A 17,676-nucleotide genomic window follows, 5' to 3' on the forward strand; every position below is an offset into this window, starting at 1 on the left:
CTAAACAAAAACACCCGGATTCTTTTAGAATTCGGGTGTTTTTTACTCAGATTACTCGCCCTTTATCGACACCTAATCTGTTAATATGTGCTTTGCATAATTTACTTTCATTTGGTCTAAACGTAATGCTTGTAGCTTAAAGCGCTTAATAAAGTCTTCGTAGTTCTTCTTTTCTTTTGAAGTCCAGGTTACTTCGGCTAATGCAAGTGCTCTTGGAAAAACCATATACTCAACATGCGAACCGGTTTTCATGTATTCCGACCAAACGTTGGCCTGTGCACCAATAATATATTTCGCTTCATCAGCAGAAAGCTCTTGCGGAATAGGTTCATAAGCATAAACCTTCTCAAGCGTTGTTGGCGTTTTTCCAATTGCCATTGGTTCATTTTTTGGATCAGCCTGGTAATAATCAAAATAACAAACATCACCAGGAGTCATAATTACATTATGCTTTTGCTTTGCAGCAGCAATACCACCTTCGGTACCTCTCCATGACATCACTGTAGCATTAGGAGCTAGTCCACCTTCCAATATTTCATCCCAGCCAATTATTTGTCGCCCTTTGGAGTTGATAAATTTTTCAATTCGTTGAATAAAATAGCTTTGCAGAGCGTGCTCATCCTTAATACCATTTTCCTTCATGAATGTCTGGCAATGGAAGCAATTTTGCCAACGTAACTTTGGACATTCATCGCCACCAATATGAATATACTTACTTGGGAACAAATCGATTACTTCAGTTAATACATCCTGCAAGAATATAAATGTTGAATCGCGGGTACAAAAAACATCTTTAAAAACACCCCAACGAGTTGCCACCTCATAAGGTCCTTTGGTACAACCTAAGTCCGGGTATGCAGCAAGAGCAGCCAAAGCATGGCCAGGCATTTCAATTTCAGGAATGATCGTTATAAACCGATCCTGAGCATATTTTATTACATCTTTTATTTCTTCCTGTGTGTAAAATCCTTCGTAAGGAGTATTATCATACACACGCTCCATAACAGGTGTACGAGATGTATGCCTTCCTACACAGGTTTCTTTTCTCCATTGCCCCAGGGTGCTTAACTTTGGATATTTCTTTATTTCTATTCTCCAACCCTGATCTTCCGTAAGGTGCCAATGAAAGGTGTTATATTTAAATAAGGCCAATAAGTTGATGTATCGCTTAATAAACTCGGGAGGGAAGAAGTGTCTGCAAACATCTAAATGAGCTCCACGGTATTGAAAACGAGGTTCGTCTTCTATAACAGCACAAGGAACCGACCATTTAACTGATGATACTTGCTGCTTTTGTTCAATTTCAGCAGGCATTAACTGACGTAAAGTCTGTATTCCCCTGAAAATACCTGCAGCCGTTTTAGCACGTATGGTAATTGCTTTATCAGTAATACTTAGATAATAAGCTTCCTCACTTTTAATAGATGGATCTAATGCTACTATCAATGCATTTTTAGCCTGACTTTTTGCATACCCTAATTTATATCCTGTCGAGGGAGCTAACAGATCAACCAAAAAACTTACCGCTTTTTGTACTTGCTCATCGCTGGTTTTAACAACTATTTTAGTTTCCTTGTTGAAAATAAAATCACCTTTCTGTTCAATTAATGAAAGCGGCTTGGGAATGATGGGATAACGCTCGGGACTTAAAGTGGATTGGGCGAGGTTTGATTCAATAGATAGTAAAAAACATACCACCACCATGAAAAAAAACTTTATTCTGTACATATTCATAAAAACTGGTATAAATTGGAAAATTAAAAATAGGCAAAAGTGTAGTAACAATAATACCAAAATTATATTACTTCATCTATAATAATGTCAAAAACACATATATACAGTCAATTTATTATAATATTATTGATTATTTTTTCCAAACTATGCTTAGTTCATTGCTGCAAAAACAATTATTTCGACAGAATTAAGCTATCTAATTACCTATAGTTAGGAATATTCATTCCTAATATTATGTTCCGGTTGAAGGTTAATATACCATCTTGAGATTTCGGCAAACCAACTCCTGAGCCACCACGATTCTGCAAGCGTTGTCTTTTCTCTTTCGTCAAAAGTGGATCGTCATCAAAAAGAAAATCATCTAAATAATATTCTTTTCGCTCTGGTTCTTTTACAATAATGTGTATATGCTCAGGTATTGAGGAGTTAGGGTAATGTGCTGGTCTGAACGTATAGAATGTATACTTGCCATTGTTATTTGTTTTTACCCATCCACGGATATAGCCATGCCGTCTCGACCAATCTGTTTCGCCTCCTTTTTTGGGATAGATCCCTTTTCGATTGGTATGATAAATATAGAGTATCACACCCCCTGCGGGCGTTTTTCCGTCATTTTTAAACACGGTTCCCGTAACTTTCAACTTCGGACTATTAGCTGAAAAATCAGGAAGGGTATCTACAGCAAGAAGGTTTCTGCTTCCGTATTCATAGATAGCCTCACATCCCTCACAAGGTCCTCCTAATAAACTATCTGGCTCAGATTTCGAACTTGTTTGGGCTTTACTTTTCGAGGGTTCACCACAGCTACCTAACAATATACTTATTCCCAGCAGACAAATTAGCTTCTTCGAATGCATAACATATCCTATTAAAACAAAACAATCTAATTTAATTAACTCAAATAGAATTAATTACAAACAAAAATAGTAAATACATGCATATCAGTTGCAGAAGAGAGGAGCGAACAAGAGCTAAAAGGGAAAGATAAATATTATAATAAATTTGGTTTGTACTACAAACTACATTACTTTTATAAAGCAATTAGCAACTTAAGATGGAAACTGAGAAATTATTATCACCGCAGGAGAGCCTGAATATTATTACCGAAGCCATAGCAAAAACAAAAGATAACTTCCGCGAAAACAGTTTTTGCTTTTTGCTATGGGGATGGCTGATTGCCATTGCCAGTATTCTATTTTTTATTCTGGAGAAATTTACTGCGGTTAGCTATTATTTTATTCCGTTCCCTGTGTTAGGCGGGATAGGCATAATCATAACATTCATGTATTATCAAAAAAAGAAGGCTTCAACCCAAACCCACCTAAATAATTTTCTCCTAAAACTATGGGCAGTTTTGGCAGTTGCATTTATTATTACCGTTTTCATAAATGTTTCTCATAAACAACTTCCATTTACTGATACATTGATAATTGCAGGTATTGGAACGTTGCTTTCGGGATGGGTGATGAAGTTTAAGCCTTTAGTTATTGGTGGTATTATATTTCTGTTAATGGCAATTGCAAGTGTGTACATTGAAAACGAGTATAAAGCCTTGATACATGGCCTCGCCATTTTAACGGGTTATTTAATTCCAGGGTATTTACTGAAACAATCGAAGGTATAATGGCAGAGAAATTTGAAGAGCTGGATCCGGTATTGAATACACCGGTTCGTTTGGCCATTATTTCCATCCTTATTAAAGTTGAGCAAGCTGATTTTAGCCATCTGATGGAAGCGACTCAAACAACACAGGGAAATATGAGTCATCAGCTTAAACGCTTAAACGAAGAGGAGTACGTAATTATAGAGAAAACGTTTAAAGGTAATTATCCTCAAACGATTTGTCGGATTACGATGAAGGGGAGAGAAGCATTTGAAAAATACGTGGAATCAATAAAGAAATATTTGCATCTATGATGCATATATTTTTTACCAGTTTAGTTTGCAACGCAAACTAGATTAATATAAACATATATCGGAAAAATCTTTAAACAACAAATAATATGAAAACTAAATTAGCAACACCAATTTTGATAGTTTGCGCATTGCTCTTAGCAATCGGAAATGGGACAGGAGTTTATGAACATTTATTCGGACTTCCAAAAATGCTTAGTACTGTAACTTCACTTAATGAAACCATCCACAGCACTACTAGTCAGCCACAAAAATTCTGGATACCATTACATGCAATGATCTTCATCACGCTGATATTGTCTATGGTAATGAACTGGAAGAACGAAGGTCGGAAAAAACTGATACTTACTGTTTTTATCAGTTATCTCTACATTTCTATTGTAAGTATAGTGTTTGCCAAAATGCTCTTTACATTTCCGGATATAACTGATGCTGGTGAGTTTGCCAAACAAACGCACAGATGGATATTATTATCATGGCATCGACCATTAATTGGTTTAGCAGGTGCTATTCTTTTGATGATCGCTATCTCTCGTCCGGCATTAACTTCGTCTAAATCATCATGAAAGCATCAACAGAAAGAAAAATAATTCGTTGGATACATATTATATTGGGTATTCCAATAATTGGCTTTATTTATGGACCGGTATCTCAAATTCCACAAGCCACGTTTATGGTAAGAGTTGTGTTCTTTCCGTTGATAATTTTATCAGGGCTTTGGTTGTGGAAAGGTCATATTATTAAGAAATGGAGCAAACAGCCATCGATAAAGCCGAAAAAGCTATAGATTTATAATTAAAAGCACCTTTTAACGAGGTGTTTTTTTTATTGTTGGGGAGGATCATCCAAAAAGAAAAATAACTTTTATGTTATATGACTTGTTTGAAAGTGCTGAATCACTATCTTTAATATATGCCACAACAACAAACAATAGAACCTTATTTAGATAGATCTTTAATAGATAGAATAGACGAAGTGTGGAAAGATATTCCTGGGTTTGAAGGCTTTTATCAGGTGTCTAATCAGGGACGAGTAAAATCTTTAGACCGAACAGTAGAACATCCACGTTTATATAGCCAGTTTGTAAAAGGACAGGTATTAAGACATTCTATTGCAAAGAACCTGAATATAAAAACAGGAGAGCCGATGATTGATTTGAGGGTATGTCTCAACAAATACGGTAAATCGTATTATTTTAATACACGGAGAATTGTTTATGCCACGTTTATTGATCCAACGCTAGATTTTACGAAAGATGGAATGTATGTAATCAATGCGAACGGTAATGGATACGATTGTTCTGTAGGTAATTTGAAACTTGCTAGCAAAAGCGAAAAGCAACAACGTGTAATTAAACGCGACAGGCATCATAATTACCTGGCAATTGCCGATCGTTCAGGTTGGACCAAAGCCTACGGGGGGGCTACCCGTCGAAAACCTATAGATAAGTACTCGCTGGAAGGAGAATTAATAGCCAGTTATGAGAGTATCTCTCAGGCGTCGAAATTGAATAGTTTGGATGAAAAAAGTATCATCGCTGTTGCTAAAGGTCGTTACCGGCAATGGAATGGATTTATTTGGAAGTACTCAACCGATATGCAGGACAAGTAAAAAACTTTTCGGAAATACTAAGGATACTCTCAATCATAATAAAACAAAGCCCCTTAATACTTAAAGTACTAAGGGGTTTTAATTTTATCTTGACTTTGTCTTAAGTCTTGAATTTCATTTGTTTACAGGTGCATCAATTCATGTTCGTTACCAGACATAACGGCGATGTTGTGCTATCAGCATTCTTTACAAATGGGTTTTATTTTTTAATGGGCTTTTCTCATTATTCAGTAAATCGGCTGCAATTTGCATCATCCCATTGTTGTTTGAACCACCCCAAATTGCTCTTCCGAAAACATAACTGGTTGTGTATTCTTTCCAGGTACAGCAATGGTTTTTTATTCCTTTGTACGATTTTTCTAAATATTCTTTAAGTTCTTTTTCTGAAAAATAACCTAATTCATAACAACAACGCGATAAAAATGCACCTCTTCCATAATTCCAAGCACTATCTTTTGTCTTTTTTATTTGAGAAAAATCAGTGATTACTTTTTGTTCAATAAGGTCGGGTACTGTGTTGTTTAATTTTCTATATAAATCTAAATAATACTCAAAAACACCTTCTTCTTTTGGTAATTCTGATTTCAAAATCTCCACATAGTTTTCTTTATTTTCAAACGCATGCTACACTATATCTATGTTTACATCCTGATTTCTTTCCTGCAAATCTTGAAGGATTTCAATGGCATCGTTTTGATTATATATTCCCCAATATTCTTCAGCTAATTTTCTAATATCAGACCTATTCAAGCCTGTTTCATAAGAATTTAAGAATGCCGATTGTTGTTCTGCATACATGGAGCCAATAAGTAAATAATCTAAAGGTTGGCCTATTACAGCATTCTTATCGTTCAGTCTAATACTTTTAAAAGAGTTGAAAATTTTTGAAAAAAAGCTCATAGATATCTATGCTAATTTTAAATTCGGAAATTTGTCTTGCAATATGTCTACAAATTTTTCACCTACGACTTGATATTTGGCTCTTGTGATTAACTGTTTTTTCAAATTTAAAATATCAGTTGGGTCTGGTACGTAATTTAGTCTATCGTGAATTTCAAGGGATAAAGGGCTACCATCAATATTAAATGTAATGATATGTGTTTTAGGCAAATATTCTTCTGAAGATTTTGAATATACACCTAATTGTGATTTTAAGACACCCCCATATTGAAGTTGGGCATCTTCGATTCTGAAATTATCAAAAACGATATGTTCGTCTAATTCGCCAACCGTATTGGTACTAAAAAAATGTAAATCGTTTCCACTTAATGCCAAAAAACAATCCGTTTCTATTCTTTTTAGTTTTACACCAATTGCAGACAAGGCAACGTTTTTAATGCCATCACTCACAATTTCCTGAACTTTATTGGCTGTCGATTGAGGTACAGATGCTGAAGTAAATGCATTTATAGATTTACCTTTCATCCATTGGCTTAATTGTGAAAAATCCTGAGTTAATAGCTCTTGTTTGTAAGTATCGTACTTAGTTCTTTCAACGTCCAGGTCAATTTCTGTTTTTGCCGCGCTGTGTTTTTTATTCATAAATATCATAAAACACACACCTGCAATTACTAATACTACTGGTATTAAAAATAATGGATTCATAGGAGTTATTTATTTTAAATGTTAATTTGTTTTACGTCTGTAGTTTTGTTTTTTGAAGGAATAACTCCCCAAATTAGTAGTACTATTATAATTGAAAAAACAAGCTTTCCGCCTATTTTTTTCCAAAATGACAAAGGATCATTAGCGGTTTCTACGTCAAAACTATGTTTCTCTTTTAATATTTTAGCTGCTTGAGTATCAATTTCAAAATACGTATTATTTGAAATGTCACTCAATACATATCTTCCGTTGGTGTTCCAAATAGACATCCAAAGAATGCCGTATTCATTATTAATATAAGATAGGTTTACTTTTTGCCCCGCTAATTTTTGAATTTCGGAATCAATAGGCAATTCTTGAATAGGTTGAATTGTTTCACAAGGAATACAAACTGGAATTTTCGCTTTTGCTGATACAATATTTATTGTGAAAAATGCAATTATTGCAGTTAAAAGTATGTTTTTCATCATATATTTTACGGGGTGTGAAAATAGCTTTTTTTATCATCAATATCCCATGAAACTTAAAGTCATTATTTTTTATTTATATTTAATTAACATTCAATCTCTTGAGTTGTGATTTTTTAGTGATTTACAAAAAAGTCATCAAAAATGAGATTTGATTACTCTCTGCTTGATAGTAAATGGCTTCTAATCCCGATCCTTTTTTGCTTAAATCTTTCCTAAAGGTTTAGGAAATTTCTTTTTAAAAACCAAGGTGTCCAGATAGAAATATAAAGTGTTTCTGCCTGTATTACTGATAGCGTCCTAGTTTTGTTCCGGCACCTGTTGGCACACCTTAAACTGCGAAAAAATTGTGCGATTTTGTTAGGGGGCTATAAACAAAAAAAAGCACCCTTTTGAGGTGCTTTTATTTTTTCCGCGGAAAGTGAGGGATTCGAACCCCCGGACCTGTAACAGTCAACGGTTTTCAAGACCGCCGCATTCGACCACTCTGCCAACTTTCCGGAGGCAAAAGTACAAAAACAGGCCATACCTGCAAATATTTTTTAGTGTTAGTAGTACCATAAAGCGCTATATAACTCACTTTCAGTTAAATATTTTTTAATATAGCCTTAAAGAAATACTAAAAACCGCAATTTAACGTTAGAAAGAACTCGCTTTAGTTAGTTTTTCAAGAGCAGAAACATCTAATTTTATCCGAACTGCATCTAAAAGGTCATGCAACTGATTCACATTTGTTGCACTTGCAATAGGAGCGGTGATACTTTTTCTTGCTAACAGCCAAGCTAAGGCAATCTGAGCAGGTTTAGCTTTGTATTCTTTGGCTACTTCGTCTAAAGCATCTAAAATAGCCATTCCCCGAGGAGTGAGGTATTTTTGAACTCCAGCTCCACGCGCACTTTGCTTCAGATCGGCTTCGGAACGATATTTCCCTGTTAAAAAACCACTCGCTAAAGCGTAATAATTAATAACACCTACATTTTCTGCTAAAGTTAAAGGCTCAAGTAAACGTTCAAAATCGGCACGATCATATAAATTATAGTTTGGCTGTAAGCTTTCATAGCGTGGCAAACCAAACCTTTCGCTTGCTCTTAATGCTTTCGAAAAACGCTCAGCACTGAAATTCGAGGCACCGATAAAACGAACTTTTCCTTCCTTAATCAATTGTGCAAATGCCTCCAGCGTTTCTTCAACCGGGGTTTCCGGATCATCATAATGGGCCTGATACAAATCAATATAATCTGTTTGGAGTCGTTTTAATGAATCTTCCACAGCCTTTAAAATATGTGTTTTTGAAAGATCCTTCTTGGGCAAACCCTGCATGGAAGAACCCGCTTTGGTTGCAATAATGACTTTATCACGGTTGCCACGAGCTTTCTGCCATTTACCAATAATTGTTTCAGATTCACCACCTGAATTACCCGGAGCCCAATACGAATAAACATCGGCCGTATCGATAAATGTAAAATCTGCCGCAACAAATGCATCTAATAATTCAAATGATGTTTTTTCATCAGCTGTCCAGCCGAAAACATTACCACCAAAGGCTAAGGGCAAAAATTCAAGTGAGGATCTTCCTAATTTTCTCTTTTCCATAATAATTGCTAACGTTCAATATTGAAGTGATAAGATTCCTGATTTAATATTCATTTAACAAAGAAGTAAATATACTTTTTTGTTTTAGAGGAAAACAGAATCAGTGTTATTGTTTAATCAAAAAAAATTCGTAAGTACTTAAATCTCTTTTAGTTTTACATTGCCACTACGTTTCAGAACACCCCAACTCATCAGCTCACCTTTAAGCGCATTATTAAACGCCTTTATTAAGATAATGTACATTAACTGGCGGTAAAAAAAGCGTTGTGGAATCAGTAGCCATAAACGGTATAAAGGTTCGCGTTCAAATGAAAATGCAATGGCAGCACCTAATGCATCAACTAAAATGAATACCAGGTAATAACCCAACACAAATCCTGCGCCACCAGTAAACAAAGCATATAACATCATAATATCTGCCAATGGAGATATTAGTGGCATTAACATTTGAAATATCAACAGGTTAGGCAAGGCAATCATTCCTAAAGATTTATATCGAATATTAAAGCAAACATTACGATGTTTCCAGAAAGATTGCATAATACCGAATGTCCAACGGAAGCGTTGCTTCATAAACATTTTTAATGATTCAGGAGCCTCAGTAACTGCAATGGCTTTAGGAGCATAAACAACTTTACCGCCATCCTTAATCAATCGGATGGTTAGGTCGCAATCTTCTGCTAGTGTATCTGTTGTAAATCCTCCTGCATTAATTAACGCCTCTTTTTTAAATGCCCCAATCGCACCAGGAATTACAGTGATACAATTAAGGAGGTCAAAAGCGCGCCGATCAAAATTTTGTGAAGTAATATATTCTATTGATTGCCATTTAGTTAAAATATTTAATTCATTTCCAACTTTAACATTTCCTGCCACGCCTGCAACATCATCACCAGTAAACTTTTTCATTAATTCACTTACTGCAGTTGAGTGCAATTGGGTGTCAGCATCAATACAGATTACATAGTCATAGTTCGCTTGGGATATCCCATAGTTCAACGCGGAGGCTTTTCCTCCGTTTGCTTTCGTAAAGATTTTTACGGTAGAATTTAATTCGAACTCATCCAGCACAACTTTATAGGTATCATCCTTCGATCCATCATCTACAAAAATGATCTCAAGATCGGGATAATTGGTGTTTAATAAATTATGAATTGTTTTAACAACATTTACTTGTTCATTATAAGCCGGAACAATAATACTCACACCCGGAGTTAACAAAGATGCGGTCCTTACTTTTCGCTGCTGGATAAAGGCAAGTATTCCAACAACCAACATCCGGGTTATAGCAAGGAAAATAGCCAGTATAAACAATGCTTCAAACAAGTGTTGGAAGTAAAACAATAGCATTGCCAACACATAATTCACTTTTGATAATAGTAAATCTTTTTTGTTGCTGATAGGCGGCATTAGATCGTCACGTGTTTTATTAACCAAATCTGATACGTTGATAAACTTATAACCCTTATTCTTAAAGTAATGAATAATACGTGGAAGTGCTTTAATGGTTTGTGTTCTATCACCACCAGCATCGTGAAGCAGGATGATGCTTCCTAAATTTTGTTGGTCAACCACACGTTGAAAAATGGTATCAGCTGAAACCCCTTTTTCCCAGTCGCGGGGATCAATAGATTCTCCAATAGCCAGGTAATTGTCTTTTTTACTCATGGCAACCGGCTCAATTTCCGCATAACTCTGCGGCTCGGAGTCGGCATTGAACGGAGGTCTGAATAAAACCGTGGAATGTCCTGTAATGCATTCTATTAACCTACGTGTTGCATTAAGCTCCAATCGTTGACGTTGCAAACTTACTTCTGCCAGGTTTGGATGGGAAAAGGTGTGATTGCCAATCTCATAACCTTCTTTGTACAGCTCTTTTACAAGTGGAATATTGTTCTCTGCATTCTGACCAATAATAAAAAATGTAGCAGGAACTTTTTCTTCTTGTAATATTTTGAGAATTTCCGGTGTATATTTTCCATCCGGACCATCATCAAAAGTGAGAATCATTTGCTTAGTACCTACACCATATTTTTTTACTACATAAGAAGTTGGTAATGTTATATAATTTTGATTAGTAATGCGCTTATTTTTTGCGTCATAAGAAACGCTGATTTTACCCTGTTGAGGTTTACTCAGAATATCCAAAATTTCACCTTCACCAATGTAATCGACATTGGTTCCTCCTTTGATAAACTCCATTTGATGAAGATCTATTAACGGAGATTTTGCATCCTTATCGCTCAGGTCTTTCTTGTAAAACGACCAAACCCGTGGATCTTCTGATCCTAATCGCCACAACGAAACACCTGCCAAACCTTCTTCCTGTGCAGTCATCATCACATTAAAGTTAGTAGCCGCATCAGCAAAGTACACTTGGTGCTCAATAGCTGCATCATCAGTATAAGAGAAGGATAGGTTATAATCATCGCTATTGAATTTGATCTTCCCATCAGACTCTACTGCTGAAGTTAGTGCCTCTTGGTACGTAACATCAGCTCCTTCACTATCTTTTGGCCAATCATAACCATATGCCGCTAAACATAAAATGATTTTCTCTTCCGGAATTTGAGCCTCCATATCATTGATCACCGATTCAATCCACTTCTGTTGGCCAACAGGTCCGGGTTTACTGGTTGCATAATGCTGATCGTAGGCCATCACAAATACATAATCATTAGTTGCAGCGGTCGACTTTAAGTTATAATCCGTATTATTTGGCGGAATATCTTGCGTTACTAAATAATGACGGGTATGAAGCGCGGTGTAAAGTTCTCGCTGAAACTTGATCAGATTTTCATCTGTATTTTCATTCAATTCCTCAAAATCAATGTTTACGCCTTGAAACTTGTATTTAGCCAAAATATCAACCAAACTATTAATGAATTGGTGACGTTTTAATGGCGAACTGATGATACGGTGAACATTATTTCCATTCCATTTATCGTTACTAAAGTTTGAAACCATCGGAACAATAGGCACCTTATGTTTCTTCATCAATTCCAGGGCCTGCGGATCAATAGCTGTTTGTACTACATCTGAAGTGTCTGTAATAAATAACCATTCTGGCAAAACCATATTTAACTGATCAATATGATTTCTTAGTGTACTGTAGGATTGTGCATCCCAGTTTACATAAAAACCTGATCGAATTGCCATCACAGAGTCTGCAACCGGCTTACGCTTCGGATGCATCTTTATTTCACGCGTGGTTGAACGATAAATACCAGCTTTAAGTTTTTTATAAAGTTGATTTGCATCATTTTTGAACATCATCGGATCGTCTGGATTCAGAATCTTCTTATAGGTTAGATTTTTATTACTGAGTTTCGGCAATGAGGTGTTTGAATCTTTCCACAAGGCAATTCCAAATGTGATTCCAAGAACCACAAAGAAAAAAATACATAAACGAATAACCCACAAGAATCGTTTCCACCGCTTAGTATCGGATGTTTGAAAAACCTGATGATTTGTTCCAGCCATAATAGTTGAGCATAAAAGATAATATGCAAAACAACCAAGACGTTATGAAGAAAAGATGAAGACTGACGCTATTATTGAACGACCATGTCTTCAATGAAAAACACATTATAATTACTTAAAAGCAATATATTTGCATTCATTTTAAAGTTTTATTAGGAAAAGCAAGTCCCTTTCTTAACACCTACTTAATTGATTTTTTTATTTCAATGATTGACTTAGATTATTTACAGAATCTCTACAATGAGGGACAACTACAAGAGTGTCTTGAAGCAACTACTACTTTCTTACTTTTTAATAATAAGAATGTAGGTGCAATATTATTAAAGGCTAAATGTGAGTTTGAGTTTGCCCGTGAACAGGAAACCGAAGAAGAATGTGAAGCCATGTATGCATCGGCTTACAATCATTTTGAAACTGTTTTAACACATGAGCCGGCTAATGAAGATGCTTTGTTGTTTGCAGCCTATATCATTATCTACATTTTTAAAACCAATATTCAACAGGGGATATTATACTGCAATCAGCTCCAATTATCAGACAACAACGACAAACGATTAAAAGCAGTCAATTATCGCCGTGAAGCCTATTATTTACTTGGAGAGTCGGATAAAGTACTGGAAGATATTGACTTGTTAATTGAGTCGTACAAAAGTTGTTTCAGCAACAGCAGCGACAGAAGTCTATTGGATGGCACATTAAGCAACATTTATCTTCACAAAGCCTATGTTTATCTCGACCTCAAAAAAGAGGTGGCAAATGCATTGTTAACCTATAAAACAGGTTTTGCTTATCAATCTGAAGGCAGGGCAGAAGATGCTGCAATTGCAAAGTTGGCGTTTGAAAATAAAGACTATGAGTTTGGTACATTAGTGTATAGCCGTTTATTTCATAATGGATTTAGATGTGAGCCTGATGAATTGATTGAACTTTATAATCTTTCGTTGTCCCTATTAGAGAACGAGTATATAAGTGAAGATCTTGTTTATTCGGTAATCGTTACGCTAAGGACATTAGGAGAGGAGTATTTCGGAGCTGACTATGAAGCTGAGTTATTTAGTCTGGCAAAAAAATATATGCAATTACATCCCGAATGGAGCATCACTTATCATTTTGCGGGAACAATATTGTATGAAGCCGGAAATTACAATGAGGCTTACCCTTATCTGGAGAAAGCTCTTGAACTAAAAGGAATGGCAGTAACCATCTACAGGTACATAGATGCGTATTACAGAACATTCAATGCATTACCTGTCATCAGCCGCTTGCCTGACGATCATCCAACCGAATACTATAATGCGGGTGTTTATCTTTCCGAAATTTTGGAGGGCATAAGAGATCATCATGACCAAACTACTATTAAAGAACTGAAATGCACCTTGTATGAAAAAGCTTATAATGGCTTCTATGAGTATTTCTGTAATGGCAACGGTCCCACTTTATTCACTGATAAACACATTTTCGCAATGTGTTGTAACAACTACGGCATCGCATTATCCGATTTACAAGCCTATGAAAAAGCTGCTCAGGTGCATGAATTAGGTTATTCAATATCGCCTTTCTGGGAACAGCTTAGCAGCTGGAGTACAGCTTTGATACAATTGAACCGGACTGAAGAAGCTATTAATGTTTTAAAAACGGCAATTTCATACAATGAAGAGTATTTAGACTTCCATAATTACCTGAAATTAAAAGGCGACTTATTGGATCAAACTTTTAAAATTGGACGAACAGAGGAAGCGAAAACCTTATTAGCGGAAATTGAAAGTGAATACACGTCTTTTATTGAAGCGAATAAAGATGAGCTACCGGATGAATATCTTTTTGAATTGGATCAAAGCTATATCACTATTCAAAATATTCGTTATGAATTCCTCAAAGATGTAAGTAAGGAAGAAGCAAATAAGGAATGGCATGAACAATTAAAGAAAAACCCTGACGACAATTCTGCCTGGTATATGCTGATGCAGAATTATTATGAGATGCAAGATTATGCTCAATGTATTGCCTGCGCCGATAATTATCAGAAAATTAAACAAGATACTGTTGCAGATTCTGACAATTTGTACCTGCACTACAAAAGAGGTGTTTCTTATTTAAAACTCAATCAGTACGAAAAAGCTTTAGCTGATTTAAAGTTTGCGCTGAATATTCATCAAACAAAATACAGTGTAGATGAAACCAGCCAGGCTATACTGTATATCCATCTTTCAAATGTAACGTACCTATTAAAACATTGGATCGATTGTAAACAATACGCATGGGAGGGAATTGCTTGCTATAACCGTAATGATTGGGCTTTAGATGATGATTCGGAATTATTAATGATTCAGTATGCTGATGCATGCAAGGAAACTGATGAAATTGAAGCAGCCCGAGAGACAATTGATAACTTGTTAGCGGTAAGACCTGATTGCGAAGAGGCTTTAAAAAGAAAAGCAGAATGGAAATCCAAAGGTTTTTTCTCCTTTTTTAAAAAATAAACCATAAAAAAATACCGGTTTCCAACAAAATGGAACCGGTATTTAAGTAAGAAAGATGAATTAAAATTTATTTAAAGATTTTTCTTCTTGAATAACTTCAACGAAATTATTAAGGGTACTACAAACCAAATTATCATAATCAATATCGAAATCAAGGTTCCCCACTGATTTCCTAAAATGTTTTTATACAACGCTCCGGTGTAACCCATCAACGCCGATACATCCATTTTTAACATAATGATTATCCGTGCTAAGTCAATTGGATTTAATGCCGATAGTGTAATAATGGTTTTCTCTAAAGGATAATCACTAAAACTGAATAGAACACCCAGAATCAGCCCGTCATAAATTACGGAAAAGAAAAACCAGATCAGTAAGGATAGTCCTATGCCTTTAGCCTTATCACGTGTTAAAACAGAGCATAAAAAAGCTAATGAGGTAAAAATTAACGAAAGCAATAATCCTATAAAAAGCAGTGTAATTCCTAACGAAGTGAATGAATAGAAACAAATCGGAATGCCTAATCCAATTGCGAGAGCAATTAATAATGATCCTGCAATTCCAATGTATTCTGCCATTAAAATGGTATTTCGCTTAAGCGGTTGCGATACTAGCAACTCGATAAACTCTGATGAATTATAGAAATAAGTAGTGGTAAAGATCATGGCAATTAAAGGAACAATGATCGTTACAATCGTTAACAGACTACTAATTGCTTTATCAGGATTTTCTTCCAGGTAAAACAAGCTGCATGAAAGGATCAGCAAAAAAACAGTATAAGCAAGTAATATTTTATTCCTCAGAATATCATACAGTACATATTTAGTGATCTTAAGCATAAACATTCATTTTTAAATAGTTAATAATCGCCTTTCCTAATTTTTGCTCGCCTGTTATCGCTTTAAAATCGTCGACATCATAATTAAACCGGATGCTTCCTTCCATCATGTACAATACTTTATCGGCAAGTTCATCCACTTCACTCATAATATGAGAGGTTAGTAAAATTAGTTTACCATTTTCCTTTTCCTTATGGATTTTGGCTTTCAAAATTTCGGCAGCAACGGGATCCAATCCGGCAGTAGGTTCATCAAGTATTAGTACTTCAGGATTAAACATAAATGCCAATACTGCACTTACTTTTTGGCGAGTTCCACCAGATAATGTACGCATTGGTTTTTGATAGATGGAAGGCAAATCAAACTGTTCGAGTAATTCTTCATCAATCTTTTTAAAATTGCGAATATCCTTCATCATGTCTATTAATTGCCCAATTTTCATATTATCGGGATAGCGGCCAATTTGCGGCATGTAGCCGATATGGTTTTTGTAAGAAGGATTTGACTGAATATTTGTTCCGTTAAAGGTGATAGTACCTGAATCTGGAATAACCATGCCTAATATGGATTTGATAAGAGTCGTTTTACCAGATGAGTTAGGTCCCAACACAGAAATTACCTGTCCGGGCTCAAAAGAGGTAGTAATACCTTTCAAAACATGGAGCTTACCAAATGACTTCTTTAATTCATTTATCTGGATCATCTTGCTATTGATTTAAGGAGTGGTTGTTCGTCCATTAAAGTTTCGGGAGTAATTGAAGGAATTGCTTTTTCAGCCTTATCAAGCAGACTTACAATAAAACTTCTCATAAGTGTTACTGCATAAGGCATTTTTTCAAGGATTTGTGAATACAGACTTACAGGTCGGTAGGGGACATCACCTATTTTATCTTTATTTAAATCATACCCTTCATACTTGTCCCAGTAATTTTGCTTAAAAGTGTTCAGGTTATGAGTGCCGTTTGTGGTTAGATCAAACGTGTTGCCGATGAAATTATTCTTTTCAAACGTATCATTTTCACAATTAGCAAGCAGACGAACCGCCCAGCCGTTTTGCAAAAAATCGTTGTTAACAACTGTTATCCTGCTAGAACCTTCAAAATAAATGGCTGATGTATTTTTACGAAAAATATTATTCTCAATATGACTATCAGAAATATCTTTCAGCAGTAAGCCGTAAGAAGAATTACCCCAATTGTTTTCAAATACGTTATTAAGCATTTTAATGCGCTTGGTGTACATAACTGCTACACCTGAACCATTATCCTTGAATGAATTTTCAATGTACTGATCGTCGTCAGAAAACATAAAATGCAGGCCATATCTAATGTTACGTTCACTCTTATTCTTTTTAATAAGACTCTGCTTTACGAATTCGAAGTAAATTCCATCCCTATGCTTTTTGATTGTATTATTTTCAATGACCACATTATTACATTTCCAAAGGTGAATACCATTTCCCGAATGCATGGGATGTCCTGAACCTATTAAGTCATTATTCTTAATCAGGCAATTATCCGCATCTGATAAATAAATACCAAAGAACGTATTTGTCAACTTATTATTCAGCACCTGAACATTGTTGGCCTTATATACACGTATTCCCGCATAATCCTTCACCGATCCTGTATTGGTATTTCTTACAGCAAATCCTTTTATTACAACATTATCAGCCAAAATTGTTAAAACTTCATCCTTATTTTCACCATCCAATACAGGATAATTTTCACCGATAAGCTGTATGCTTTTATCGATAGTTACATTATTACAAGGATATTTTCCGGGCTTTACAACTATTCGATCTCCATTTTTAGCTACTGTTAGTGCAGCTTGTATAGTTTTATACTTTTCATTCGGACCAACAGTGATTTGCTGAGCATAAGAAGAAAGTGTAATAATCAAGCAAAATAACAGAGCGTATATATTTTCTTTGGTCATTATTGATACTCT

General features: G+C 35.4%; 17 protein-coding genes and 1 tRNA gene. 6 read left to right on the top strand and 12 right to left on the bottom strand.

Translation table 11 applies throughout. From position 1 onward, the window contains the following. Positions 1–72: 72 nt before the first annotated feature. Both SOLCA_RS08610 and SOLCA_RS08615 read right to left on the bottom strand, forming a co-directional pair. On the bottom strand, positions 73–1,728 hold the full coding sequence (locus SOLCA_RS08610; protein WP_174270028.1) for a beta-N-acetylhexosaminidase: 1,656 nt from the start codon (positions 1,726–1,728) through the stop codon (positions 73–75). A gap of 206 nt (positions 1,729–1,934) precedes the next feature. Further along, positions 1,935–2,591 (bottom strand): dioxygenase family protein, encoded by a 657-nt coding sequence (locus tag SOLCA_RS08615; RefSeq protein ID WP_014680059.1) that lies wholly within the window; start codon positions 2,589–2,591, stop codon positions 1,935–1,937. A gap of 197 nt (positions 2,592–2,788) precedes the next feature. Here SOLCA_RS08615 and SOLCA_RS08620 point away from each other — a divergent pair, with 197 nt between their 5' ends. The 5 genes from SOLCA_RS08620 (at position 2,789) to SOLCA_RS22285 (ending at position 5,259) form a co-directional block, all read left to right on the top strand. Next, a complete protein-coding gene (locus SOLCA_RS08620; RefSeq protein WP_014680060.1) occupies positions 2,789–3,358 on the top strand; it encodes a hypothetical protein in 570 nt (189 codons plus the stop codon). Next, a complete protein-coding gene (locus tag SOLCA_RS08625) occupies positions 3,358–3,651 on the top strand; it encodes a winged helix-turn-helix domain-containing protein (protein WP_014680061.1) in 294 nt (97 codons plus the stop codon). Before SOLCA_RS08620 ends, SOLCA_RS08625 begins: the two co-directional genes overlap by 1 nt. 86 nt (positions 3,652–3,737) lie before the next feature. Continuing rightward, entirely contained in the window at positions 3,738–4,214 is a 477-nt protein-coding gene (locus tag SOLCA_RS08630) for a hypothetical protein (RefSeq protein WP_014680062.1), read from the top strand. Continuing rightward, positions 4,211–4,435, top strand: a complete 225-nt coding sequence (locus tag SOLCA_RS08635) for a hypothetical protein (RefSeq protein WP_014680063.1) — start codon at positions 4,211–4,213, stop codon at positions 4,433–4,435. Before SOLCA_RS08630 ends, SOLCA_RS08635 begins: the two co-directional genes overlap by 4 nt. Before the next feature lie 125 nt (positions 4,436–4,560). After that, a complete protein-coding gene (locus SOLCA_RS22285; RefSeq protein WP_014680064.1) occupies positions 4,561–5,259 on the top strand; it encodes an NUMOD4 domain-containing protein in 699 nt (232 codons plus the stop codon). Positions 5,260–5,445: 186 nt separating this feature from the next. Here SOLCA_RS22285 and SOLCA_RS23445 read toward each other — a convergent pair whose 3' ends face one another. From SOLCA_RS23445 to SOLCA_RS08670, 7 genes are all read right to left on the bottom strand, one after another. Next, a complete protein-coding gene (locus SOLCA_RS23445) occupies positions 5,446–5,847 on the bottom strand; it encodes a DUF1266 domain-containing protein (protein WP_217166189.1) in 402 nt (133 codons plus the stop codon). Between the two features lie 36 nt (positions 5,848–5,883). After that, entirely contained in the window at positions 5,884–6,159 is a 276-nt protein-coding gene (locus SOLCA_RS23450) for a hypothetical protein (RefSeq protein ID WP_217166192.1), read from the bottom strand. Positions 6,160–6,165: 6 nt separating this feature from the next. After that, positions 6,166–6,864: a 6TM ABC transporter family protein gene (locus SOLCA_RS08650; protein WP_014680065.1), complete on the bottom strand. Its 699-nt coding sequence runs from the start codon at positions 6,862–6,864 to the stop codon at positions 6,166–6,168. 14 nt (positions 6,865–6,878) lie between these two features. Then, the gene (locus SOLCA_RS22290; protein ID WP_052308569.1) at positions 6,879–7,331 is read right to left on the bottom strand and encodes a hypothetical protein; all 453 of its coding nucleotides are present in this window, start codon (positions 7,329–7,331) and stop codon (positions 6,879–6,881) included. Positions 7,332–7,746: 415 nt separating this feature from the next. After that, positions 7,747–7,831 (bottom strand) — tRNA-Ser (locus SOLCA_RS08660). Between the two features lie 139 nt (positions 7,832–7,970). Then, positions 7,971–8,924, bottom strand: a complete 954-nt coding sequence (locus tag SOLCA_RS08665) for an aldo/keto reductase (RefSeq protein WP_014680067.1) — start codon at positions 8,922–8,924, stop codon at positions 7,971–7,973. 138 nt (positions 8,925–9,062) lie between these two features. After that, positions 9,063–12,407, bottom strand: coding sequence for a glycosyltransferase (locus tag SOLCA_RS08670; RefSeq protein WP_014680068.1), 3,345 nt, complete (start codon positions 12,405–12,407; stop codon positions 9,063–9,065). 206 nt (positions 12,408–12,613) lie between these two features. Here SOLCA_RS08670 and SOLCA_RS08675 point away from each other — a divergent pair, with 206 nt between their 5' ends. After that, positions 12,614–14,887, top strand: a complete 2,274-nt coding sequence (locus tag SOLCA_RS08675; protein WP_014680069.1) for a tetratricopeptide repeat protein — start codon at positions 12,614–12,616, stop codon at positions 14,885–14,887. Positions 14,888–14,958: 71 nt separating this feature from the next. Here SOLCA_RS08675 and SOLCA_RS08680 read toward each other — a convergent pair whose 3' ends face one another. The 3 genes from SOLCA_RS08680 to SOLCA_RS08690 are packed head-to-tail and all read right to left on the bottom strand — an operon-like array spanning position 14,959 to position 17,664. Continuing rightward, entirely contained in the window at positions 14,959–15,726 is a 768-nt protein-coding gene (locus tag SOLCA_RS08680; RefSeq protein ID WP_014680070.1) for an ABC transporter permease, read from the bottom strand. Beyond that, on the bottom strand, positions 15,719–16,429 hold the full coding sequence (locus tag SOLCA_RS08685; protein WP_014680071.1) for an ABC transporter ATP-binding protein: 711 nt from the start codon (positions 16,427–16,429) through the stop codon (positions 15,719–15,721). Before SOLCA_RS08685 ends, SOLCA_RS08680 begins: the two co-directional genes overlap by 8 nt. Continuing rightward, positions 16,426–17,664 carry a nitrous oxide reductase family maturation protein NosD gene (locus SOLCA_RS08690; RefSeq protein WP_014680072.1) on the bottom strand — a complete coding sequence of 413 codons (1,239 nt, stop codon included), beginning with the start codon at positions 17,662–17,664 and terminating at the stop codon, positions 16,426–16,428. Before SOLCA_RS08690 ends, SOLCA_RS08685 begins: the two co-directional genes overlap by 4 nt. Between the last annotated feature and the right edge of the window lie 12 nt (positions 17,665–17,676).

The organism is Solitalea canadensis DSM 3403, from assembly GCF_000242635.2.
In the GTDB taxonomy this organism is placed as follows: domain Bacteria; phylum Bacteroidota; class Bacteroidia; order Sphingobacteriales; family Sphingobacteriaceae; genus Solitalea; species Solitalea canadensis.